Genomic DNA, 24,311 nt, shown 5'->3' with positions numbered 1-24,311 from the left:
GGGATAAAGCAAAACCCAATTTTATTTTATGCTTTTTAAAAGATTAAGGTAAATAGTATCAAAACAGATTTTGTGCATCGTAAGATTTAGTTACTTTTACAGACTTAAAGTTCGTAATGGACATTTTACAGCAAAAACCAATATCAATGAATAAAAGAATATTTTTAAATACTTGGTTATTGCAAATTTTATAGAAATGAAAACAAAAGATTGGTTTACAGATTGGTTTAACACACCTTATTACCATGTGTTATACAAAGATAGAAATGATGAGGAAGCGCTGTTATTTATGAAAAAAATAACTACTTTTTTAGCATTGCCAAAAACCACTCATATTTTAGATTTACCTTGTGGTAAAGGTCGTCATGCGGTTTTTTTAAATTCTTTAGGCTATAAAGTCACTGGTGGAGATTTATCTGAAAACAGTATTAAATATGCGCAAAAATTTAAAAATGATACTCTAAATTTTAGCGTACACGACATGCGCAAACCTTTTAACAATCAATACAATGCAGTTTTTAATTTATTTACCAGTTTTGGTTATTTTGAAGATGATAAGGATGATATTCTAATTCTACAAAATATTAAAAACGGATTGAAAAAAGACGGTGTTTTTGTGTTCGATTTTTTAAATGCCGAATTTGTTAAAGAAACTTTAGTTGCTAAAGAAACTAAAATTGTGGACGGTATTACCTTTAATATTACCAGAAGAATTAAAGATGGTTTTATACTAAAAGATATTTCTTTTTTTGCCGATGATCAAAATCATGCTTACACAGAAAGAGTAAAATATTTAGATGCAAATAAAATGAAAGCTTATTTTGAAAAAGTAGGCTTTACAATCACCAATATATTTGGAAATTATAATTTGTCTAACTTTGATGCGCAAACATCCAATAGATTAATATTAGTAGCAAAGTGAATTACATAATACTCCTTTTATCTGTTTTAGTTGGTTCTTTATTGGTTTTTATAATAAAGCCAGGCAACAAAATTGTTCGTTTACTATTAGCGTTTAGTGGCGCTTACCTGCTTTCTGTAACTATTTTACATTTAGTACCAGAAGTATACACGGTTCATACTGATGCAAAACGAGTTGGAATTTTTATTCTAGTAGGAATTATTTTACAATCGGTTTTAGAATCTTTTTCTAAAGGCGCAGAACATGGTCATATTCACATTCATTCTGACGGAAAAGAGTTTCCAACATTATTATTTGTGAGTTTGTGTGTTCATGCTTTTTCAGAAGGATTACCGGTTCATAACGCTGACGGTAATTTATTATGGGCAATTGTAGTTCATAAAATACCCATTGCAATTGTATTAACCACATTTTTAATCAACACCAAATACAGTAAAAAAACTATTTTTGGTTTTCTCTTTTTCTTTGGATTGATGAGTCCTTTTGGTGTTTTTGTTGGTGATAAAATTCCGTTTTTCACAGCGTATGCAACAGAAATTACGGCTTTAATTATTGGTGTATTCTTACATATTTCTACCATAATTCTTTTTGAAAGTTCTGAAAATCATAAATTTAACTTACAGAAATTTATTGCAATTCTTTTAGGTGTTATTTTAACAATCGTTACTTTATAATATTTTACGTATTTTTAGTTAATTAAATATACCTAATTGTAGGTATACAAATACCTTTATCTTTGTTAGATATTTGGTTTAATATTAACTTTTTATACGAACTATAATGCACCAAAATTTAAAAACTACATTCAGTTTAGATTTAGAAAATCAATGGCAAACTTTAATCGCGAGTAAATCTTATGGTACTTTTTTTACATTACACGGAAAATTTAAATATAAGACGGGAACTAAAGAACCTATAAATTGTGATTTATACATTCAAAATTTCTCTGGCCTAATTACAATAGGTATTGATCATGTTAACACTCAGATTAAACTAATCCACGACCCTTTAATGGGTAAACCTTGTTTTGTAATGTACGTCACCTTAAAAGCATTGCATGCAAATGATACCGTTTACAATAAGGAAGTACAATTATTTAATAACTTAAGTGGTCATTTATCTGCCAATGAATTTTCTAAAGAGTATAATTTAAAAATTGAAATTCTCTATAGTAAACTAAATGGTTTTAATAAGGATGACTTAAAAAGTTCTACAATAGTTGATCTTAATTATAAAAGAGATGGTGAAAGTTTACTAAAAAACACCTTTTCTGAACCTCTAAATGAGGACACAAAAACTCAACTATATAAAAATTATTTTAATTCGAATGATGATGTAACAATCTTAGAAGAACAAGAATTAGCATTTGATGGTAGAAAAACCATGAGAACTAGAAACTTTCAAGAAGAAACAATTGATAAAATTAAACTTTCTAATGGTGATATTCATGATGTTATAAAGCCTTATCCTTGTTATTTATCTTATGTACAATTTGTTTAAAAAAGATTTTTTATTAATTATTATTTATTTATTTATTGGTGCATCCTCATTTTCTCAAACAAATGACGATGTACTAAAATTAATTAGAAATTATGATTTTGATAACGCCAAAGAGCTAGTCTTAAATTTTAAAGATTCCATCAGTAAATCAAATTTTAATCAACTTATATATTTATTAGAAAATAAGGGTATTCACCAAGGTAATGATATTAATTTAAAGTTAAATATTAATGATAATACGACCAATGATAATTATTTAAATTCATTACAATTTTTAAATAAAGGTTTATACACACTTTATTATACTGACAATACTAATAAAATAGCCTCTTTTTCTTTCTTGAAAGAGTCATTAGATTGGGCCATTCTTAGTAAAAACAAACCCCTTATTTGTCAAGTTATAAAAGGATTTCTTGATTATTACCAGACTATAATCTCTATAGATGATACAACGTACAACATGTATCTAAATATCTATTCTAATAATATTTATGATGAAACGGAAAGAAATCTTTATCAATTTTATTCAGAAATCATAAAGTTTGAAAGAGCAAGTAATTCTAAAGTAGTTAAAAAAATTATCCCTAATTTATATAGCTTACAAAGTAAAATTACTCAAAAAATAGATTTAGCTAGAATTTATTTAAGAATAGGTAACTATCAACAAATTGAAAAAAAAGACATTGATAGTGCTTTTTTTTATTATAATAAAGCAGAAAATTTATTTGATAATTCTACTAAAGGATTTGAATTAGAATCGTTAATAAAAATACGCTCTAACAAGGCTAGACTAATGATTTTAAACAATAATGCTAGAGAAGCAGTAACGTTATTAAAAAAAATAATTGGTAAATATAAAGGATATCCTTTTGAAATAAATGAAATTTATTTGGACTACTATTTAGCTTTAGGTTATAAAAAATTAGAAAAATATGACAGTGCGTATTTCTATGGTACAAAAAGTAGTTTATCAGAAAAAAAACTAGATCAAAAACTACATTTGGCATCTCTTTATGATATTAATACCAAATATGAAACTGAAAGAAAAGAGAAAGAAAATCTACAACTAAAAATAGACAAAGAAAAAAACCAAAACCTTTTAATCGCTTCAATTCTTTCTCTTATTTTATTAAGTATAATTGCTGCTTTAACTTTAAAAAATTCTAAGCGAAAAATAAAACTAGCAGAACAAGAAAAAGAATTAGAAACTCAAAAAAATAGTACTTTTCTTAAAGAACAAGAAATAACCACTATAAATGCAATGATTGATGGTCAAGAAAAAGAACGAAAACGCATCGCTGAAGATTTACACGATAATTTAGGTTCTGTTTTAGCAACTTTAAAATTACATTTTGAAAACCTTAAAATTAATAATGAAAATAAAAAAATAGACCAACAAACACTATTTGATAAAACAGAAACCCTAATTGATGAAGCTTATTTAAAAGTAAGAAGTATTGCACATGCAAAAAATGCAGGTGTAATAGCAAACCAAGGTTTATTGGTTGCAATTAAAATGATGGCTGAAAAAATTTCATCGGCTGAAAAAATTAAAATCGAAGTAATTGATTTTGGTTTAAATAAGCGTTTAGAAAATGGCTTAGAAATTAGTATATTTAGAATTACCCAAGAGTTAATTACAAATATTCTAAAACATGCAGAAGCCAAAAATGCTACTATAAATATATCTTTATTCGACAAAAACTTAAACATTATTATAGAAGATGATGGAAAAGGTTTTGATATTAAAACAATTAATTTAAAAAACGGAATGGGAATAACTTCTATAAAAACTAGGGTTAAGCATTTAGAAGGCACATTTGAAATAGATTCAACTTTAGGAAAAGGAAGTTCTATTATTGTAAATATTCCTATTAGCTAAATACTTACTTATAGGTATATTAATAGAAGTTATAAACTGGTACTTTTAATAAAATAAAAAACTATGATTACAATAATAATGGCAGAAGATCATCAAATGCTCATAGACGGTGTGCAATCTTTTTTTGAGTATGATGAGGAAATAAGCTTTATAGGAACTGTAAATGATGGTGAAGAATTAGTGAAATTAGTTGCTTTAAAACAACCTAAAATAGTAATTACAGATATTAGAATGCCAAGAATGGATGGTATTCAAGCAACCAGGATCATCAAAAAAAATTATCCACACATACATATTTTGGCAATGACAATGTTTGATCAGCCAGAGGCGATAAAACAAATGTTAGATGCAGGTGCAACTGGTTATATTTTAAAAAATTCAGGAATTAAAATGTTATCCAAAGCCATTATTACTGTTGCAAATGGTGATACTTTTTTTGATCCAAATGTAGCTTTCAATTTTATGAACAGTTATATAGAAGATAATGTAACCATAGGCAATACTTCTAAGATCATTTTGTCTAACAGAGAAAAAGAAATCTTGAACTTAATTGCAAACGGATCAACTTCTAAAAAAATTGCAGAACTGTTATTTATTGCTAAAACAACAGTAGACACTCATAGAAAAAACATGATTAGAAAGTTAAATTTAGCATCTGGTAGCGATTTAATTAAATATGCTATCGATAAAAAATACAACTTTTAATTAGCTACTTCATTTATAAATTTAATGCGCATTAAACGAAGTTCTTCTTCATCATAATCACCATCAAATTCATCTAAAGCTTCTTGAATTTTATCTGATTTTGCATCCATAAAATAATCATAAATTTCTTCTTGTTGCTCTTCATCTAATAAATCATCTAAAGCATAATTTATATTTAGTTTAGTTCCAGAAAAAATAATGACTTCCATCTCCTTTATTAATTCACTCATTTCTAACCCTTTAGATTTTGCGATATCGTCTAAAGGCAACTTTCTATCTGTATTTTGAATGATGTATAATTTTAATCCAGAATTTACACCCGTACTTTTTACGATTAAGTCGTCTGGTCTTAAAATGTCATTTTCGTCAACATAAGTAGTAATTAACTTTACAAATTCTTTACCAAATTTTCTTGCTTTACCCTCTCCTACTCCATGAACTGTAGAAAGTTCTTCTAGTGTTATTGGGTATTTTAAAGCCATATCGTCAATAGATGGGTCTTGAAAAACAGCAAATGGAGGCACGCTCTGTTTCGCAGCCACTCTTTTTCGTAAATCTTTTAACAACTTTACCAGTTTTTCGTCGGCTGCACCTCCAGAAAGTTTTGAATTTGAAATAATTAAATTATCTCCATTTTCTATATACGAATGATCTTCTGTCATCATAAATGAAGTTGGGTTTAACAAATAGTCTTCACCTTCTTTATTTAACTTTATAACGCCATATTGTTCAATCTCTTTTTTAATAAAGTTAACCACTAATACTTGACGTAATAGTGCCATCCAATAAGGAGCCGTTTTATCTTTACCAATTCCAAAAAATGATTGTAAATGTGTTCTATGCGAAGTTAAAAGCGCATTTTCTTTACCTATTATCGTATTTACAACTTCTTTAGATTTGTATTGTTGCAAGGTGTTTTTTACTACAGAAAGTAATTTAACAACATCTTCTTTTGCTTCATTTTTTTTCTTCGGATTTCTAGAATTGTCATCCATATCTGCACCATCGCCATGCACATCATCAAACTCTTCACCAAAATAATGCAGTAAATATTTACGTCTATTCATAGAAGTTTCTGCATAACCAACAACTTCTTGTAATAGTGCGTGACCAATTTCTTGTTCTGCAACTGGCTTACTAGACATAAATTTCTCTAACTTTTCTATGTCTTTATAGGCATAAAAAGCCAAACAATACCCTTCGCCATCATCTCTACCTGCTCTACCCGTTTCTTGATAATAACTTTCTAAACTTTTTGGAATATCATGATGAATTACAAAACGCACATCTGGTTTGTCAATTCCCATTCCAAATGCAATTGTTGCAACTACTACATCACAATCTTCCATTAAAAACATATCTTGATGCCTAACCCTAGTTTTTGCATCTAAACCTGCGTGATAAGGAACTGCTTTAATTCCGTTTACTTGTAATATTTGAGCAACTTCCTCTACTTTTTTTCTACTTAAGCAGTAAATAATTCCAGATTTTCCTTCTCGTTGTTTTACAAAACGGATAATATCTTTTTCGACTTCTTTTGTTTTTGGCCTAACTTCATAAAATAAATTTGCTCTATTAAAGGATGCTTTAAACCTATTTGCCTCTGGGATACCTAATGTTTTTAATATATCTTCTTGTACTTTTTCTGTTGCAGTTGCGGTTAAACAAATTACAGGAACACTATCAATTGCTTTAATAATGTGTTTTAAATTTCTGTATTCTGGTCTAAAATCGTGGCCCCATTCAGAGATACAATGTGCTTCATCAATAGCCACAAAAGAAATTTTTTGAGTTCTTAAAAAAGTTACATACTCTTCTTTGATAAGTGATTCTGGTGCTACATATAATAGTTTGGTTATTCCGCTTGCAATATCTTCTTTAACTTGATTTACTTCTGTTTTATTTAAAGAAGAATTTAAAACATGCGCAACACCATTGTGTTCAGAAATACCTCTAATTGCATCTACTTGATTTTTCATCAAAGCAATTAATGGCGAAACAACGATTGCTGTACCTTCTGCCATTAAAGCAGGCAATTGATAGCAAAGCGATTTACCACCACCTGTTGGCATTATCACAAAAGTGTTTTCGTTATTTACAATACTTTTGATAACCTGCTCTTGTAATCCTTTAAATTTGTTAAATCCAAAGAACTTTTTTAGAGGACTATGTAAATCCATATGTGTTAATTTTCAATTTTAATTAAAGAAAACAAAACCTATTACTATAAAGTTTCAAGAAACTTTTTTTTGTAGTAAATTTGCTTGTTTTCTATATATAAAGATATAACTTTTTTTATTCTGATAAAAACATAAAGCTTGAAAGATACATCTAACATTATTGCCAATGCCAAAAGAACAATTTTAGCAGAAAGCGAAGCTATTGCTAATTTAGCAAATTTTATAGACATTGCTTTTGAAAAAGCAGTAAATTATATTTATAAATCTAAAGGACGCGTAATTGTAACTGGCATTGGCAAAAGCGCTAATATTGCTACTAAAATTGTTGCAACTTTTAACTCAACCGGTACTCCTGCTGTTTTTATGCATGCTGCGGATGCAATTCATGGAGATTTAGGCACTGTTTTAAAAGACGATGTAGTAATTTGTATTTCTAAAAGCGGTAACACTCCAGAAATAAAAGTATTAGTACCGTTAATTAAAAATTACGGAAATAAGATTATTGCAATTACTGGTAATATTGATTCTTTTTTAGGTAAAAGTGCTGATTTTACTTTAAATACTTTTGTAGAAAAAGAGGCTTGCCCAAATAATTTAGCGCCAACCACAAGTACAACTGCACAATTAGTTATGGGCGATGCATTAGCTGTTTGTTTACTAGAATTAAAAGGATTTACAAGCAAAGATTTTGCAAAGTATCATCCTGGCGGCGCTTTAGGAAAACGTTTGTATTTAAGAGTTTCTGATTTGATAAAAAATAATCAGCTTCCAAAAGTCTTAGAAAATGATTCTATTGCACAAGTAATCGTAGAAATTTCAGAAAAACGTTTAGGAGTTACTGCTGTTTTAAAAGATGATAAAATAGTTGGTATCATTACGGATGGTGATATTCGAAGAATGTTAAGTAGAACTACAGAAATCAATAATTTTACTGCTAAAGATATTATGGGTAAAAACCCTAAATCTATTCATAAAGATGCCATGGCTATCGAAGCTTTAGATGCTTTAGAAAATAATACGATTACTCAAATTTTAGTAAAAGATGATGATAATAAGTATGTAGGTGTTGTACATTTACATGATTTAATTAAAGAAGGAATTTTCTAATGGCAGAAGAACAAAAAGAAATGTCTTTTTTAGGACATTTAGAAGAATTAAGATGGCATTTAGTAAGAAGTTTTTTAGCCATATTTGTTTTGGCATTTGTATTCTTTATTTTTGCAAAAGAAGTATACGATAACTTTTTATTAGCCCATATTCAACCAGACTTTATAACTTATCGATTATTTTGCGATTTTTTTAATTATTTAGGCATGGATAGTGCCTTTTGTACTATTGATTTTGCTGATAAAAAACTACAAAGTATCGAAGTTACATCACAATTAATGAACTCTATTTGGTCTTCATTAATTTTAGGTTTTATTGCATCATTCCCTTATATTTTATGGGAAATTTGGCGCTTTATTGCCCCAGGATTAACAAAAAAAGAAATAAATAGTTCTAGAGGCTTCATATTTGTTGCTTCTTTCTTATTTTTTCTTGGCGTATTATTTAGTTTTTATGTAATTGCCCCAATTTCAATTCAGTTTTTATACAATTATCAAATTACAGATGCAATTGAAAACAGTTTTACACTAGAGTCTCATATAGGTCTTGTAACCAATATGTTAATAGGTGTTTCTATTTTATTTGAATTACCTGTTTTAATTTATTTTTTAACTAAAATTGGTTTAATTACACCAGAGTTCTTAAGAAGATATAGAAAACACGCTTTAGTTCTTGTTTTAATTGTAGCTGCAGTTATTACACCGCCAGATATTGCAAGTCAAGTTATAGTTGCTATACCAATTCTTATTTTATATGAAATAAGTATAATCGTTTCAAAAAGAGTCATCAAAAACCAACAAAAAAATGCCAACAAAAGTCCAAGAGTTTAATGAGTATCGTCAAAAAATGAACGGTAAAATTTTAGCTTCTGATAATAAAGTAATTAAACGAATTTTTAATTTAGACACAAATGCGTATGCTGAAGGTCATTTATCAGTAAAAACAAAAGAATTATTAGGTTTAGTAGCTTCTGCTGTTTTAAGATGCGATGATTGTATTGCTTATCATTTAGAAACCGCACATAAAAATGGCGTTACAAAAGAAGAAATGATGGAAACAATGTCTATAGCAACCTTAATTGGCGGTACTATTGTAGTCCCACATTTAAGAAGAGCCGTTGAGTTCTGGGAAGCACTAGAAAAAGAAGTATAATTATATAACTGTTTAAATGTGTAAGTCTAAACAATGTTTAAGAGAGCTTTAAGATTCTTGAAAATATTATTAATTATATTTACACTAATCAAAAATTAAACTTTTCTATAATTAAACAATTACACCTATTTTAAATATATGATTTTAAGAGCAGAGAACATTCAAAAAATTTACGGTAGCAGAAAAGTTGTACAAGGTATTTCTTTAGAGGTTAAGCAAGGAGAAATAATAGGTCTTTTAGGCCCAAATGGCGCCGGAAAAACTACTTCTTTTTATATGATTGTTGGCATGGTAAAACCAAACTCTGGTCGTATTTTTTTAGATGATAAAGAAATAACTGGCGACGCCATGTACAAACGTGCCCAAAAAGGAATTGGATATTTAGCGCAAGAAGCATCTGTTTTTAGAAAATTATCTGTAGAAGATAATATTCTGTCGGTTTTGCAATTCACGAACTTATCAAAAAAAGCACAAAAAATAAAGCTAGAATCTTTAATTGAAGAGTTTAATATTGGTCATGTTCGTAAAAATAGAGGCGATTTACTATCGGGAGGAGAAAGACGTAGAACAGAAATTGCACGATGTTTAGCTTCTGACCCTAATTTTATTTTGTTAGATGAGCCTTTTGCAGGTGTAGATCCTATTGCTGTAGAAGATATACAAAGCATTGTGGCACAATTAAAAAATAAAAATATTGGTATTTTAATTACCGATCATGATGTGCAAGCAACTTTAGCAATTACAGATAAAACGTATTTAATGTATAATGGTAGTATTTTAAAAGAAGGCACTCCAGAAGAATTAGCTGCGGATGAAATGGTGCGTAAAGTATATTTAGGAAAAGATTTTGAACTGAAGAAGAAGAAGTTTTTTACTCCTTAAAATTACCAAAGTGCCAAAGAATTCCCGACGGATCGTGTAAAAAGAATTCTTTTCCCCAATCTTTGTCAACAATTTTAGAAAGTTTGACTCTTTTATATGTTTTGGTAAGATTTTTTTCTTTGATTAAACTATAATAATTTTCAAGATTTTCTACTTCTAAAAATAGCATGGAATTGTCTACCCAATCTTTAACAAATGCTTTTTGTAAATAGAACCCTAGTTTTTCATCAATTTTAAAATAAGACAATGTATCTGATAAATTAGTTTCAGTAAACCCTAAGTCTTTATAAAAACTTTTAGATTCTTCATGGTTTTTTGCACCAATAAAAGTTCTTATTGATTTAAACACAGAGATTTAATCTTTTAAAAGTTGATGAGATTTTCTTTTCTGGATATAAAAATAGAAACAAACTCCTTTTTTACCATCTTCTCTTTTCTTTAAAGAAATTTTACCTCCTAATCTTTTAACAATCGCTTTTACAGTAGCCAAACCAATTCCTGTGTTGTCGTTACTTGCATCGCCTAATGTTTCAAAAATTGCAAAAACTTTAGCCCAATACTGTTCTTCAATTCCTGGACCGTTATCTTGATACGTAAAATGATATTTATGCAAATCTTCTTTAAAACTTACAGTTATTATAGCTTTTTTTTCATCAGAAAATTTTCTGGAATTCGATATTAAATTTTGAAAAACTTGTAAAAGTCCTATTTTAGAACTAAATATTTGTAAATCTAAGTTTTCTGAATCTAATACTAATCTTTTTTCAAAATCAATATTAATTATAATTCTGTCTAAAAGTTCTTTAATATTTAAATCTTCATAAACAATATTTTCACTAGTTACCTTAGAGTAATTTAAAATATCATTAATTAAATTATCTATATAAATAATTCTGTTAGAAATTAAATTTATGTGTTCTTCTGCATCCGTATTTTTAAAAAGTTGAATATGATCTTCTTTTAAAACATTTAACAAAAAATGAATACCATTAATTGGCGACTTTAAATCGTGCGTTAATCGATAAGCAAAATTATTTAACTGTTCGTTTAACTTTTTAACTTTTCTATTAGAATCTATAAGTTCGTTGTTCTTTTTTCTTAATTCAAAAAGTCGAACTACTTGTTTTGACAATAATAGTAAAGATTCTTTTTGATTTTCACTTAATACTTTTGGTTTATTATCAATAACACACAAAGTTCCTAAAGGATATCCTTCTGAACTGTTTAAAGGTGCGCCAGCATAAAAAACAACCTTAGTATCTTCGGTAGTTAAAGGATTATCGAAAAAACGACCATCTTTTGTAGCATCATTAACAATAAATAATTCATCAGGATTTAAAATAGTATGTGCGCAAAAAGCGATGTCTCTTGATGTTTCAGAAGCATTTATACCACGTTTAGACTTAAACCATTGCCTGTTTTCATCAACTATAGTTACAAGTGCAATAGGAGTTTCACAGATGCCAGAAGCTATTTTGGTAATAGCATCATATTCTTCTTCGGGTAAAGTGTCTAAAATATTATAATTTTTTAAAACTTTTAACCTTTCTTTTTCATTTTGGGGGATCTCAGCTGGTTTCATTTTTTTAATTGTTTAATAAAATCTTCTTTTTAAATACTGATAAAATAATGTACAATATAATAATTAATGGAACGGCTAGAAAATTTAAGGTAAAAATTAATAGTACAGAAGCGATAAGAAAAATATATTTTATGTAATTATTTTTAAAAGAATACTCTTTAAACTTTAGTGAAAATAGATGCATTTCTGCATTCATCAAAAAGCTTAAGATCCAAGTTACAGCTATTAAAAAATAATTATTACTTATTAAATCATTCACAAATTCAATCCCAGAATGCATCCGTATTAGTGGTAAAGAAACTACAAATAAACACATTGCAGGTGTAGGTAAGCCTATAAAAGAATCAGATTGTCTAGTATCTAAATTAAAACTTGCCAGTCTATAACAAGCTGCTAACGTTAAAATTAAGCCTATTAGTGGTACATCTAATATTTGCGCTGTTTTTAATTCTAAATTAGATCCTACATTTAAATTACTTTGTATTAATTTAAACATGATAATACCTGGTACAACACCACTTGTTACCATATCTGCCAAAGAGTCTAATTGTTTGCCTAACTCTCCAGAAACGCCTAATAAACGTGCAATAAAACCATCAAAAAAGTCAAGAATTATTCCTATCAATACAAATATAGCCGCAGTTTTAAAGTTTCCTTCAACAGCAAAAATTGCTGCAACCGTACCAGCAAATAAATTACCTAACGTAATGTAATTTGGAATTTGTTTTCCTAAACGCATATACTTTTATTTTCAATGGCTAAAGTAGGTAATCAAAAGTAGCTAATTTTCTAAATAGTTATTTTTTTGTCATATTTGTGCAAAATAAAACCTATGCCCGTCTTTTCTTCTGATTTTCTGCCCACAATGCCGTTTAGAAATGGTTATTTTAACACTACTTATAGGCCTCTTTTTATGAAAGACAAAGCTTCTTATATTAGAAAAAGGATTAAAACCTGGGATCATGATTTTTTTGATTTAGATTTTTCTTTTGTGGGTTCTAAAACTTTGGTTTTGCTAATACACGGTTTAGAAGGTAGTTCTGACTCTAAATACATGGCGTCCAACGTTAATCACTTAAAAAAAGAAGGTTTAGATACTGTTTGTTTTAATTTAAGAGGTTGCAGTGGCGAAGATAATTTGTTGCTTTCTACCTATCATAGCGGTAAAACGGAAGATGTTGATTTTGTTATAAAGTATTTATTAAAAAATTACGAGTACAAAAATATTATTATTGTTGGTTTTAGTTTAGGTGGCAATTTAACGCTAAAATACATTGGAGAACAAGGAGAAAATATTTCACCAATTGTAAAAGGCGGAATTGCAGTTTCTGTGCCAATTGATATTGGCTCAGCAGAAATTGAAATGGATAAACTAAAAAATAAATTATTTATGGAAATGTTTTTTAAAACAATGAAAAACAAACTTTTAGAAAAGGCTTTTAAATTTCCAGAATATAAATTAGATCAAAGTAAACTTTTTAAAGCAACAAAATTTAAGCACTTAGAACATTTATATACGGTACCAGTTTTTGGTTTTAAAAGCCCAGAGGATTATTGGAAAAAAGCAAGCTCAAAACCATACCTTTTGAATATAAATAAACCAACTTTGCTCATAAATGCTAAAGACGATAGTTTTTTATCAAGAGAATGTTATCCTTATGAAGAAGCAGAAATCTCTAAGTATTTCTTTTTTGAAGAAACAAAATTTGGAGGTCATGTTGGTTTTATGACATCCTTTAAACCTATTGAAAATACATGGCTAGAATATAGAATTGATCGGTTTATAAAAGAAAATATTCAATTAGATATTTAATAAACAATAACTAACAAAAACTACAGTTATTTTAGTAGGTTTTAAGATATTTGTAATCTATAATTTTTAATATTTGTGAAATACAAAGTAGCCCTTTTATTAATTGCTTTTCCGCTTTTTTTTAATGCGCAATCCTTTAGAAATTATTCAAATGAATTTTTAAATATTGGTGTAGATGCTGCAGCTTTAGGAATGAGCAAAGCGGTAGTTGCAACCACTAATAACGTGAATGCAATTTACTGGAATCCAGCTGGTTTAGTTGGTATAGAAGATTATCAAGGTTCTTTAATGCATGCTTCTTATTTTGCCGGAATCGCAAATTACAACCATGCTGCTTTTGCAATGCCTATCGATAAAAATAGCGCTCTTGGTATTTCTATAATTCGTTTTGGAGTTGATGACATTTTAAACACGACCCAATTAATTGATAGTCAAGGAAATATAGATTTTAATAGAATTAGTTTATTTTCAGCTGCTGACTATGCTTTTAATTTTGCTTATGCAAGAAATTTAATTTTTAAAGATGTTAAATTTGGTGTGAATGCAAAAATAGTTCGAAGAATTATTGGTGATTTTGCAGCTTCTTGGGGTTTTGGTTTTGATGCAGGTCTTCAGTTTGAAAGAAACGAATGGAAATTTGGCCTGATGGCAAGAGACATTACTACGACTTACAATAGTTGGGCTATTAATGAAGAGGAATTCAATAAAATAAAGGATGCAATTCCTGGACAAAATCAAGAATTACCTGAAACTACTGAAATTACAAAACCAAAAATTCAATTAGGTGTTGCTAAAGATTTTAGAATTGGGCGCTTTTTTAACTTGCAAACAGAAGTAGATCTAAATGTTCGTTTTGAACAAACCAATGATATTTTCTCATCAAAAGTGGGCAGTATCGACCCTGCAATTGGCTTTCAGTTAGATTATGATCAGCTTGTATACGTTCGTTTAGGAGTTGGTAATTTTCAATATATCACAGAATTTGACAATGGAAAATCGCTTTCTACACAACCCAATTTTGGTGTTGGTTTTAACTACCGTGGCGTTCAAGTAGATTATGCTTTAACAAACATTGGTAGTGTTGGTAACGCCTTATTTTCAAATATTTTTTCAATTACTTTTGATTACAGTTTTTTTAGATGATACTAATTTATGAAAAAAAAATACATCCTATTATTCTTTCTTTTTGCTTTTATAAAACCCTATAATTCACAAGTTAACCTTTCTGTATATTCCGAAGTTAGTCTTATCACCGCTGGTCCAGGAACTGAGTTATTTGAAGCATTTGGTCATTCTGCCATCAGAATTAAGGATCCTGTTTTACAAATAGATCTTATTTACAATTACGGAATGTTCGATTTTAATGCACCAAATTTTTATTCAAACTTCACTAAAGGAAAACTTTTATACAGTTTAGGTAGATATAATTTCGAATACTTTTTAGAAAGTTACAAAAAAGATAAACGTTGGGTAAAACAACAAGTTTTAAATTTAACGCTACAAGAAAAGCAAACATTTTTCAAGTATTTAGAAAATAATGCGCTACCTGAAAATGCTACTTATTTATACGATCCTTACTTTAATAATTGTGCCACAAAATTAAGAGATATTACAATTTCAATTTTAGGAAATAAAGTTGTTTTTATTGATGAAAATATCGATAAAAACCAATCTTTTAGACAATTAATGAACAAAGAAATCCATTGGAATACATGGGGGAACTTCGGAATTAATTTAGCTTTAGGAAGTAAATTAGATCAAAAGGCCACTTCTGATCAGTATATGTATTTGCCCAAATATGTATATGCGATTTTTAAAAACAGCCAATTGTTTATAAGAAATCAGCCAGAAAATATAATTTTAAGAGAAGATGTGCTCTTAGATTTTGAAGAACAAAAACAAGAACTATCAATATTTAATCCTTTTTTAATTTTTAGTATTCTTTCTTTCGTCGGAATTTTCATAACAATTTCTGATTACAAAAAGGAAAAAAGATCAAAATGGTTAGATTTTACAATCCTTTTTACAACTGGGGTTGCAGGAGTATTAATCATTTTTCTTTGGTTTTTTACAGATCATTCTACAGCTCCAAATAACTTTAATTTTTTATGGGCTTTTGCGCCTAATTTAATTATTGCCTTTTTAATGCTCAAAAATAATCAACAAAAATGGATGAAATTTTACTTCATCTTTTCGTTAGTTTTATTAATAAATATTCCAATTCTTTGGATTTCTGAAGTTCAATTATTTCCGGTTGCAGTAATCCCTGTTCTAATGCTACTTTTTTTTAGATATTTATTTTTATCAAAAGCTTTAAAATAAGTAACTATTTTTATTATTTTGATAATTTTTATAGCTTATTTTTGAAGGATATTTTACATTTGACAATATAATTTTTAATTTAAGCACACTATGTATCGCACAAGAATCCTAAAAATTAGTGTCTTATTTTTTTAACCAACAAACTCATCAACCATGAATAAACAACTTATAGAATGCGTGCCTAATATTAGTGAAGGCAGAGATATCAACAAAATAAATACAATTGCTAATAGTGTAAAAACCGTTGAAGGTGTAAAATTACTAGATGTAGATCCTGGTAAAGCAACAAACAGAACAGTAATTACCTTTGTTGGCGAGCCAAAAGATGTTATTGAAGCCGCTTTTAGATTGATAAAAAAAGCATCCGAACTAATTGACATGAGCAAGCAAAAAGGAGAGCATCCGCGTTTTGGAGCTACCGATGTTTGTCCTTTAGTACCAATCGCAAATATTTCTATGGAAGAAACTGCAGAATACGCACGTCAATTAGGTAAAAGAGTTGGTGAAGAGTTAGGTATTTCTGGCTATTATTATGAAAATGCAGCAACTTCATCCGATAGAAAAAATTTAGCTACCGTTCGTTCTGGAGAATATGAAGGCTTAAAAGAAAAACTTTCTAAACCAAATTGGAAACCAGATTTTGGTCCATCAGAATACAATCAACAAATAGTTACTTCTGGAGTTACAGCAATTTCTGCACGTGATTTTTTAATTGCTTACAACGTAAATTTAAACTCAACTTCTACTAGAAGAGCAAATGCGATTGCTTTTGATATTCGTGAAAATGGCCGAGTAAATACCATTAACGGAAAAAATGTTTTAGATAAAAACGGAAATCCAGAAAGAATTCCGGGTAAATTAAAAGCTGTAAAAGGTATTGGATGGTTCATTGAAGAATACGGAATTGCGCAAATTTCTTACAATTTAACCAACATTTCAATCACATCGATGCACGAAGCTTTTTACGAAACAGATTTGTGTGCAACAGAACGTGGTTTACGCGTAACAGGCTCTGAATTAGTTGGTTTAGTACCGTTACAAGCAATGTTAGATGCAGCCGATTTTTACTTAAAAAAACAAGAACGTTCTTTAGGAATATCAGAAAGCGAGAAAATTAAAATCGCTATAAAATCTTTAGGTTTAGATGATTTAAAACCTTTTAATCCGCAAGAAAGAATCATAGAATATGTAATGAATTCTGATGCTAGTAAAAAGTTGATTGACTTTACAATTAAAGATTTTGCAGAAGAAACTGCATCCGAATCTATGGCTCCAGGAGGCGGAAGTATTGCCGCTTACGTTGGTACTTTAGGCGTTTCTTTAGGTACAATGGTTGCAAATCTTTCTGCTCACAAACAAGGTTGGGATGACAAATGGGAATATTTTTCTAACTGGGCTGTAAAAGGTCAGAAATATAAAAATGATTTATTATTTCTTGTTGATGAAGATACAAATGCTTTTAACAAAATTATTGACGGATTTAGAATGCCTAAAACCAACAATGAAGAAATGGAAGCAAGAAAGCTAGCCATTGAAAATGCTACTAAATATGCAACAGAAATTCCTTTAAAAGTTATGGAAACTGCGCATAATTCTATCGAAGTGATGATCGAGATGATGAAAACCGGAATTCCAAATTCACTTTCGGACGCTGGAGTTGGCGTTTTATGTGCAAAAACTGCCGTAACAGGCGCATATTTTAATGTACGAATCAATGCAAAAGATATTAAAGACAGAGAATTTGCAGAAGAAATTATCGCAAAAGCAGAAGCTATTTATCAAAAAACAATCGTTTTAGAAAATGAAATGATGCAAATTATTAATTCTAAAATTTAAAATTATTTGGGCATTCTTTTCTAAACTAAAACAGAAAAAGTTTTAGTTTAGAAAAGTCGGGCTTTCCTTTTCAATCTTTTTGTTCGTACCTCACAAAAAGGATTTCCACTTCAATCCCTAATGCAGCTTACTTACTATGGAAATAGAAAAACTAGAAATTATAGCATATCAACCAGAATTTGCAAAAGACTTTTACAGTTTAAATGTGGAATGGTTAGAAAAATATTTTTATGTAGAACCTTATGATGAACTGGTTTTAAGCAATCCGCAGGAATATGTTTTAGATCCTGGAGGTTATATTTTCTTTGCAAAATACAATAATGAAATTGTTGGAGTTATTGCTCTTATCAATCAAAAAACCTATTTTGAATTGAGTAAAATGGCTGTTTTACCAAAATATCAGGGTTTAAAAATTGGTCTAAAATTAATGAACTTCTGTATCGAATTTGCAAAAAATAAAGAATGGAAAAGCATCACTTTATACTCTCACAGAAGTTTAGTTCCAGCAATTAATTTATATAAAAAAATTGGTTTTAAAGAAGTTGAAGTAGAAAAAGACGTACACTATAAAAGAGCAAATATTAAAATGCTTTTGAAGTTAGAATATATTTAGTCGAAGATTCAAATTTAAACTTTTTAGTTCTTTTTGAATTTGCGTTTCTGTATAATTATCAGAAAATTTTACAACTTTGTGGTTATTTAAAAGATTTTGAAACAAGTTTTAGAACTACAAGAAACTCTGAATCGCCAATTCATATCCTTTTAAACCAAAGCCAAATAAAACACCTTTTGCGGCTGGCGCAATAAAACTATGATGTCTAAACTCTTCGCGAGCATGCACATTAGAAATATGCAATTCTACAACGGGCGTTGTAATACCTTTTACGGCATCTCCAATACCTACAGATGTATGTGTATAAGCAGCAGCGTTTAGGATAATTCCGTCATACTCAAAACCAACTTCATGTAGTTTATCAATAATTTCGCCTTCAATATTAGATTGATAATAAGACAATTCTATTTCTCTAAATTTTAGTTGAAGTTCTCTAAAAAATTCTTCGAAAGTTTTAGAACCATAAATTTCTGGTTCTCTTTTTCCTAATAAATTTAAATTTGGTCCGTTGATGATAATTAGTTTCATAAAATCTTTTAAAGTTGTAAATATATACTTTATTTTTAGCAAATGAAATGGCAAAACGCAATTAGAGATTATCAGCTGTATTTAAAAATTGAAAGAGGTTTAGCTAAAAACACAATAGAAAGTTATTCTAGAGATTTAGAAAAACTAACCTTATTTTTGACTGAAAATGAAATCGACTTCACTCCTATTTCTATTGACGCTGTTACCGTAAAGGAATTTAATTACGCAATTGCAAAAAAAATAAATCCAAGAAGTCAAGCAAGAATCATATCTGGATTGCGTAGTTTTTTTGATTATTTAGTTTTTGAAGATTACAGAGAAACAAATCCTACAGATTTAATTGAAGCACCAAAAATTGGACGAAAATTACCAGATACTTTATCCGAAGATGAAATAAACGAACTTATTTCTGCTATTGATCTAAGTCATCCGCAAGGAGAAAGAAACCGAACAATTTTAGAAACCCTTTATAGTTGTGGTTTGCGAGTTAGTGAATTGATCACTTTAAAAATTTCTGATTTATTTTTTGAAGAGGGTTTTATAAAAGTTACCGGAAAAGGAAATAAAGAACGTTATGTGCCCATACATTTCAACGCTCAAAAATATATTACTATTTATATAGCTGAAATTAGAAGTCAATTAAAGCCGGCAAAAAGTTTTGAAGATACCTTGTTTTTAAACAGACGAGGCAAAGGCTTAACACGACAAATGATCTTTACTATTTTAAAAGAGTTGGCTGTTAAAATCAACTTAAATAAAAAAATAAGTCCGCATACATTAAGGCATTCATTTGCAACTCATTTATTAAAAAATGGTGCAGATTTAAGAGCGATACAGCTAATGTTAGGTCATGAGAGCATTACTACTACAGAAGTGTATGTGCATTTAGATACAAGTTATTTAAAAGAAGTTGTAGAAAACTATCATCCTAGAAAATAAAAAATCCTAACTTTTAAAGGTTAGGATTTTTTATTTATTTAAGTATTTCTTATCTTATTTACATTAAACAAAGTAAAAATAAAAAGATTAAAATTGGCTTTTACTTAGCTACATTCACAGCTCTAGTTTCTCTAATTACTGTAACCTTTACTTGTCCAGGATAGGTCATATCATTTTGTATTTTTTGAGAAATACTAAAAGATAATTCTGCAGCTTTCGTATCAGTTACTTTACCACTTTCTACCATTACTCGTAATTCACGTCCTGCTTGAATAGCATACGCTTTTTGAACGCCTGGAAAACCAAATGCGATTTCTTCTAAATCTTTTAAACGTTGAATGTAAGAATCTAAAACCTGTCGTCTTGCACCTGGTCTTGCACCTGATATTGCATCACAAACCTGAACAATTGGTGATAATAAGCTCTTCATTTCGATCTCGTCGTGGTGAGCACCAATTGCGTTACAAACCTCTTCTTTTTCGCCATATTTTTCTGCCCATTGCATCCCTAAAAGTGCATGAGGAAGTTCGCTTTCTGTTTCTGGAACTTTACCAATATCATGCAATAAACCAGCTCTTTTAGCTAGTTTTGCATTTAAGCCCATTTCCGATGCCATAATTCCACAAAGATTCGCAACTTCGCGCGAGTGTTGTAATAAATTTTGTCCATAAGAAGAACGATATTTCATACGTCCAATAGTTTTAATCAACTCTGGATGTAAACCATGAATTCCTAAATCTATAACCGTTCTTTTACCAACTTCTATAATTTCTTGCGTAATTTGAGTTTCTGTTTTCTTAACAACTTCTTCAATTCTTGCTGGATGTATTCTACCATCTGTAACCAATTTATGCATTGCTAAACGAGCAATTTCTCTACGAACAGGATCAAAACAAGAAAGAATAATTGCTTCTGGAGTATCATCAACAATAATTTCTACACCAGTCGCAGCTTCTAAAGCTCTAATATTACGACCTTCTCTACCTATAATACGTCCTTTTACATCATCAGATTCAAGATTAAAAACAGATACACAGTTTTCTACAGCTTGTTCTACACCTACTCTTTGTATGGTTCCTAAAACAATTTTTCTAGCTTCTTGTTCTGCTGTTAATTTAGCTTCTTCTACAGAAGTTTGTACAAAAGCCATTGCTTCAGATTTTGCAATTTCTTTTAAAGATGCAACAAGTTCCACTTTAGCTTCTTGTGCAGACAAACCAGAAATTTGCTCTAACATATCTACATGACGTTTGTGCATTTTATCTAGATCTTCTTCTTTCTTTTCTAAGAATTCTAATTTAAAAGTGTAATCTTTTTCTTTTTGCTCTACAGATTGATTTAAACGAATGTTTTTATCAACTTCAGAGGCAACTTTAGACTCTCTGTCTCTTATTCTTTTTTCTACGTCAGAAATCTTTTTTTCTCTAGATAAAATCACTTTTTCATGCTCAGATTTTAGTTCTATAAACTTTTCTTTAGCTTGTAATATTTTATCTTTTTTGATAGCGTCTGCATCAATTTTTGCTTCTTTTAAAATCGAAGCTGCTTCAGTTCTTGTGCTGTCTAGTATTTTATTTCCTTTCGATTTTTCAATCGATTTAAAGATCATAAAACCTGCTGCTAATCCTATAAAAACTCCCACAATAATGGGAAGTATCAATCCATCCATAATTTAAATTTAAGGTATAAAAAAAGCCTACGATAGTTGGGTTTTTAAACTCCAAAATGATATTTATAGGACTAACTAACTCTTTAAGTTTCCTTTTATAATGCTGAACAAGTTCAAGCGAAAAGGCATGCTTTAATAGTTAAGACTCATCCTTCATAATAGAATAGTGTTGAGTTTAATAAACAATTACTAACGTAGGCAGTGTTTTGTTAATGTATTTTAATGAACTTATTTTAAATGTTCGCTTACTAAATTAGTAAGCTCATTTAATTTCTTTATTTCTTCTTCATTTGTGTCATTTTTATTTAAAGATAGCATTTCTAATTTTGATGCAAATTGTAATGCAGACATCGCTAAAACATCTTGTTTGTCGCTAACTGCATAATTTTGCTCATACATAGAAATTAACTTATTAATTGCCGTTGCTGCTTTGCGCATACCTTCTTCTTCTTTAATGTTATTTACACTTAAAGGATATGTTCTACCCGCAATTACAATATTAATCTTTAGTTTTTCCACAATATAAAGAACTTTATTCTTGTAACTGAATTATACATTTATCAATTTCTCTAATTAATGTATTTATTTTCAGTTTTGTATCTTTTGTATTTGTACTACTGCCTTCAATAGTTTTTGCAATTTTTAATAGATCAAAATCTTTTTTTTGTGCTATTAATTCTTGCTTACTTTCTAAAACCTGATGTTGCAATGCTGTATTATTTTGAAGCAAAATTTGGTTTTCATTTTTTAAAAACTCATAATTTGAAAGTAAGCTTTTTAACTTATCTTCCAGTAAATGAATTGCTTCAAGTGTATTATTCATCTGTCATTTTATAATAAACTATCTGTACAAAGTTAACATTCTGTTTGAAACTTTACAACATTTTATCACTTTTTTACTAATTAACTGAAATTTAACAAATTATAGAAAGAATGATTTTCACTATTTTTGCACAAAAAATAATTATACTTTGAAAAAAACACTGCTTATATCCTTTGTATTACTTCATTTTTTATGTTTTTCTCAAGAAAAATATCCCCAAAATTATTTTAGTGATCCTTTAGAGATTCCTATCCTTTTATCTGGTTCTTTTGGCGAATTACGCAGCAATCATTTCCATGCAGGTTTAGATATTAAAACACAAAGTAAAGAAGGGTTAAAAGTTTTAGCCGCCGCAGACGGATATATTTCTAGAATAAAAGTGCAGCAGTTTGGATACGGAAAAGCTATTTATATTACGCACCCAAATGGTTTTACAACTGTTTATGGGCATTTAAGCAAATTTGCTGATAAAATTGAAACACATGTTAAATCGGTACAATATAAAACTGAAAGTTATGAAACTGGTAATTTAACTTTCAAAAAAGACGAATTTCTTGTGCAAAAAGGAGAAATCATTGCTTTATCGGGCGACACTGGCGGATCTGGTGGGCCACATTTACACTTTGAAATACGAAATACCATCACAGAAAATGTTATCAATCCGTTATTTTTCGGTTTAAAAGTTGATGACACTATTGCTCCTACTTTTCTAGATTTAAAAGTGTATGCTTTAAATACAGACTCAAGAGTTAATCAGCAGAGAAAAAGTTTTCAAATACCGCTTAAAAATATCGAAAATGGAATTTATACTTCAGAAAGAATTACTGCCAGTGGACTTATTGGTTTTGGCGTAAATGTTATTGATCGATTTAACAATTCAAACAACAAAAATGGGATATTCAGTTTAGAAATGTTAGTAAATGGCAATCGAGTTTACTATCATGATGTAGAAGAGTTTTCATTTGCTGAAAGCAAGTATTTAAATTTACTTATTGATTATGAGCACTATAAAAAATATAAAAAGAAATATCAAAAAACATATAAAGAAAATGCTAGCGAACTAACTATTTTTAAAGATTTGATAAATAATGGTAAAATTGACATTAAAGAAGCGCTTAATTATACCATAGAAATTATAGCTAAAGATTTTAAAGGCAATACCAGTTCCTTAAAAATACCAGTTGCAGGTGCAAAAAGTAATAGTATTTTTACAGAACAGATGAATACAACTGATTATAAAATAATTGCAAAGAATTTTAATAAATTTAAAATTGATAATGTTACTGTGGCTTTTCCTAAAAACACATTTTATGAAGACATCTATTTAGATTTTAAAATTGATAATGGAATTGCTAAAATTCATACACCAACAATTCCTTTAGATAAAAGTTACACACTAACTTTTGATGTTTCTAGTTATTCAGAAGCAGAAAAAGAGCATTTATTCATTGCAAATATAGAGTATTCTAGATATCCTAGATATCAATATACAAGAAAAAAAGACAGCACATTCTATACTACAACAAAAACCTTAGGAAGTTACACATTACTTTCCGATAAAGTAAAACCTACAATAAAATTATTATATTTTAAAGATCAACAGTGGCTCAGTAATTCAGAAACTTTAAAAGTAATGATTTCTGATGTTGGCTCTGATATCAAAAACTATAGAGCAACTATTGATGATGAATGGATTTTGATGGAACTTAATCATAAAAAAAACATATTAACCTATAATTTTAGTGATAAAAAATTGGTTGGTAGCAAACATATCTTTAAAATTGTAGTCTCAGACAACGCAGGAAATACGAATGAGCTTTCTGCAACGTTCTTTAAGAAACAAATAAACTAGCTTT

Annotated in this window: 24 protein-coding genes; 16 read left to right on the top strand and 8 right to left on the bottom strand. The window is 28.9% G+C overall.

The genetic code is table 11. The features are described from left to right. Positions 1–196: 196 nt before the first annotated feature. From BTO16_RS03230 to BTO16_RS03210, 5 genes are all read left to right on the top strand, one after another. Complete coding sequence (locus BTO16_RS03230; protein WP_105021496.1) at positions 197–922, top strand: class I SAM-dependent DNA methyltransferase; 726 nt, start codon at positions 197–199, stop codon at positions 920–922. Continuing rightward, the gene (locus tag BTO16_RS03225; protein ID WP_105020208.1) at positions 919–1,596 is read left to right on the top strand and encodes a ZIP family metal transporter; all 678 of its coding nucleotides are present in this window, start codon (positions 919–921) and stop codon (positions 1,594–1,596) included. Before BTO16_RS03230 ends, BTO16_RS03225 begins: the two co-directional genes overlap by 4 nt. A gap of 106 nt (positions 1,597–1,702) precedes the next feature. Next, on the top strand, positions 1,703–2,422 hold the full coding sequence (locus BTO16_RS03220; protein WP_105020207.1) for a hypothetical protein: 720 nt from the start codon (positions 1,703–1,705) through the stop codon (positions 2,420–2,422). Then, entirely contained in the window at positions 2,406–4,304 is a 1,899-nt protein-coding gene (locus tag BTO16_RS03215) for a sensor histidine kinase (RefSeq protein WP_105020206.1), read from the top strand. The genes BTO16_RS03220 and BTO16_RS03215 overlap by 17 nt, the downstream gene beginning before the upstream one ends. A 63-nt stretch (positions 4,305–4,367) precedes the next feature. After that, positions 4,368–5,009: a response regulator gene (locus BTO16_RS03210; protein WP_170064405.1), complete on the top strand. Its 642-nt coding sequence runs from the start codon at positions 4,368–4,370 to the stop codon at positions 5,007–5,009. Here the strand turns inward: BTO16_RS03210 and BTO16_RS03205 are convergent. After that, positions 5,006–7,189 carry an ATP-dependent DNA helicase RecQ gene (locus BTO16_RS03205; protein WP_105020204.1) on the bottom strand — a complete coding sequence of 728 codons (2,184 nt, stop codon included), beginning with the start codon at positions 7,187–7,189 and terminating at the stop codon, positions 5,006–5,008. The two genes, BTO16_RS03210 and BTO16_RS03205, sit on opposite strands and share 4 nt — an antisense overlap. 138 nt (positions 7,190–7,327) lie before the next feature. Here BTO16_RS03205 and BTO16_RS03200 point away from each other — a divergent pair, with 138 nt between their 5' ends. From BTO16_RS03200 to lptB, 4 genes are all read left to right on the top strand, one after another. Then, the gene (locus BTO16_RS03200; protein ID WP_105020203.1) at positions 7,328–8,296 is read left to right on the top strand and encodes a KpsF/GutQ family sugar-phosphate isomerase; all 969 of its coding nucleotides are present in this window, start codon (positions 7,328–7,330) and stop codon (positions 8,294–8,296) included. Beyond that, positions 8,296–9,126, top strand: a complete 831-nt coding sequence (gene tatC, locus BTO16_RS03195; RefSeq protein ID WP_105020202.1) for a twin-arginine translocase subunit TatC — start codon at positions 8,296–8,298, stop codon at positions 9,124–9,126. The genes BTO16_RS03200 and tatC overlap by 1 nt, the downstream gene beginning before the upstream one ends. Then, a complete protein-coding gene (locus BTO16_RS03190; RefSeq protein ID WP_105020201.1) occupies positions 9,101–9,448 on the top strand; it encodes a carboxymuconolactone decarboxylase family protein in 348 nt (115 codons plus the stop codon). The genes tatC and BTO16_RS03190 overlap by 26 nt, the downstream gene beginning before the upstream one ends. 138 nt (positions 9,449–9,586) lie before the next feature. Then, positions 9,587–10,330: an LPS export ABC transporter ATP-binding protein gene (gene lptB, locus BTO16_RS03185; protein ID WP_105020200.1), complete on the top strand. Its 744-nt coding sequence runs from the start codon at positions 9,587–9,589 to the stop codon at positions 10,328–10,330. On the opposite strand, the gene BTO16_RS03180 is transcribed toward lptB, so the two are convergent. The 3 genes from BTO16_RS03180 to BTO16_RS03170 are packed head-to-tail and all read right to left on the bottom strand — an operon-like array spanning position 10,320 to position 12,651. Then, entirely contained in the window at positions 10,320–10,679 is a 360-nt protein-coding gene (locus BTO16_RS03180; RefSeq protein ID WP_105020199.1) for a VOC family protein, read from the bottom strand. The two genes, lptB and BTO16_RS03180, sit on opposite strands and share 11 nt — an antisense overlap. Positions 10,680–10,685: 6 nt before the next feature. After that, positions 10,686–11,912 (bottom strand): sensor histidine kinase, encoded by a 1,227-nt coding sequence (locus BTO16_RS03175; RefSeq protein ID WP_105020198.1) that lies wholly within the window; start codon positions 11,910–11,912, stop codon positions 10,686–10,688. A gap of 4 nt (positions 11,913–11,916) precedes the next feature. Continuing rightward, positions 11,917–12,651, bottom strand: coding sequence for a CDP-alcohol phosphatidyltransferase family protein (locus BTO16_RS03170; RefSeq protein ID WP_105020197.1), 735 nt, complete (start codon positions 12,649–12,651; stop codon positions 11,917–11,919). A gap of 174 nt (positions 12,652–12,825) precedes the next feature. On the opposite strand from BTO16_RS03170, the gene BTO16_RS03165 reads away from it, so the two are divergent. From BTO16_RS03165 to BTO16_RS03145, 5 genes are all read left to right on the top strand, one after another. Continuing rightward, complete coding sequence (locus BTO16_RS03165; RefSeq protein ID WP_245891953.1) at positions 12,826–13,725, top strand: YheT family hydrolase; 900 nt, start codon at positions 12,826–12,828, stop codon at positions 13,723–13,725. Positions 13,726–13,800: 75 nt separating this feature from the next. After that, on the top strand, positions 13,801–14,868 hold the full coding sequence (locus tag BTO16_RS03160; protein ID WP_105020195.1) for a putative type IX sorting system protein PorV2: 1,068 nt from the start codon (positions 13,801–13,803) through the stop codon (positions 14,866–14,868). Positions 14,869–14,877: 9 nt separating this feature from the next. Beyond that, on the top strand, positions 14,878–16,047 hold the full coding sequence (locus BTO16_RS03155; RefSeq protein ID WP_105020194.1) for a lipoprotein N-acyltransferase Lnb domain-containing protein: 1,170 nt from the start codon (positions 14,878–14,880) through the stop codon (positions 16,045–16,047). 153 nt (positions 16,048–16,200) lie between these two features. Next, positions 16,201–17,883 carry a glutamate formimidoyltransferase gene (ftcD, locus tag BTO16_RS03150; protein ID WP_105020193.1) on the top strand — a complete coding sequence of 561 codons (1,683 nt, stop codon included), beginning with the start codon at positions 16,201–16,203 and terminating at the stop codon, positions 17,881–17,883. 136 nt (positions 17,884–18,019) lie between these two features. Beyond that, a complete protein-coding gene (locus BTO16_RS03145; RefSeq protein ID WP_105020192.1) occupies positions 18,020–18,496 on the top strand; it encodes a GNAT family N-acetyltransferase in 477 nt (158 codons plus the stop codon). 114 nt (positions 18,497–18,610) lie between these two features. Here BTO16_RS03145 and aroQ read toward each other — a convergent pair whose 3' ends face one another. Beyond that, positions 18,611–19,024 (bottom strand): type II 3-dehydroquinate dehydratase, encoded by a 414-nt coding sequence (aroQ, locus tag BTO16_RS03140; protein WP_105020191.1) that lies wholly within the window; start codon positions 19,022–19,024, stop codon positions 18,611–18,613. Positions 19,025–19,066: 42 nt separating this feature from the next. On the opposite strand from aroQ, the gene xerD reads away from it, so the two are divergent. Beyond that, entirely contained in the window at positions 19,067–19,963 is an 897-nt protein-coding gene (gene xerD, locus BTO16_RS03135) for a site-specific tyrosine recombinase XerD (protein WP_105020190.1), read from the top strand. A gap of 100 nt (positions 19,964–20,063) precedes the next feature. On the opposite strand, the gene rny is transcribed toward xerD, so the two are convergent. From rny to BTO16_RS03120, 3 genes are all read right to left on the bottom strand, one after another. Then, a complete protein-coding gene (gene rny / locus BTO16_RS03130; RefSeq protein WP_105020189.1) occupies positions 20,064–21,632 on the bottom strand; it encodes a ribonuclease Y in 1,569 nt (522 codons plus the stop codon). Between the two features lie 228 nt (positions 21,633–21,860). After that, positions 21,861–22,151: a cell division protein ZapA gene (locus tag BTO16_RS03125; RefSeq protein ID WP_105020188.1), complete on the bottom strand. Its 291-nt coding sequence runs from the start codon at positions 22,149–22,151 to the stop codon at positions 21,861–21,863. Between the two features lie 13 nt (positions 22,152–22,164). Further along, positions 22,165–22,455 (bottom strand): hypothetical protein, encoded by a 291-nt coding sequence (locus tag BTO16_RS03120; protein ID WP_105020187.1) that lies wholly within the window; start codon positions 22,453–22,455, stop codon positions 22,165–22,167. Between the two features lie 148 nt (positions 22,456–22,603). On the opposite strand from BTO16_RS03120, the gene BTO16_RS03115 reads away from it, so the two are divergent. Beyond that, a complete protein-coding gene (locus BTO16_RS03115; protein ID WP_105020186.1) occupies positions 22,604–24,307 on the top strand; it encodes a M23 family metallopeptidase in 1,704 nt (567 codons plus the stop codon). The last annotated feature ends 4 nt before the right edge of the window (positions 24,308–24,311 follow it).

Source organism: Polaribacter glomeratus (assembly GCF_002954665.1).
Lineage (GTDB): Bacteria > Bacteroidota > Bacteroidia > Flavobacteriales > Flavobacteriaceae > Polaribacter > Polaribacter glomeratus.
The sequence above is the reverse complement of the archived record's forward strand: the minus strand, read 5'-3'. Positions and strand labels throughout refer to the sequence as shown.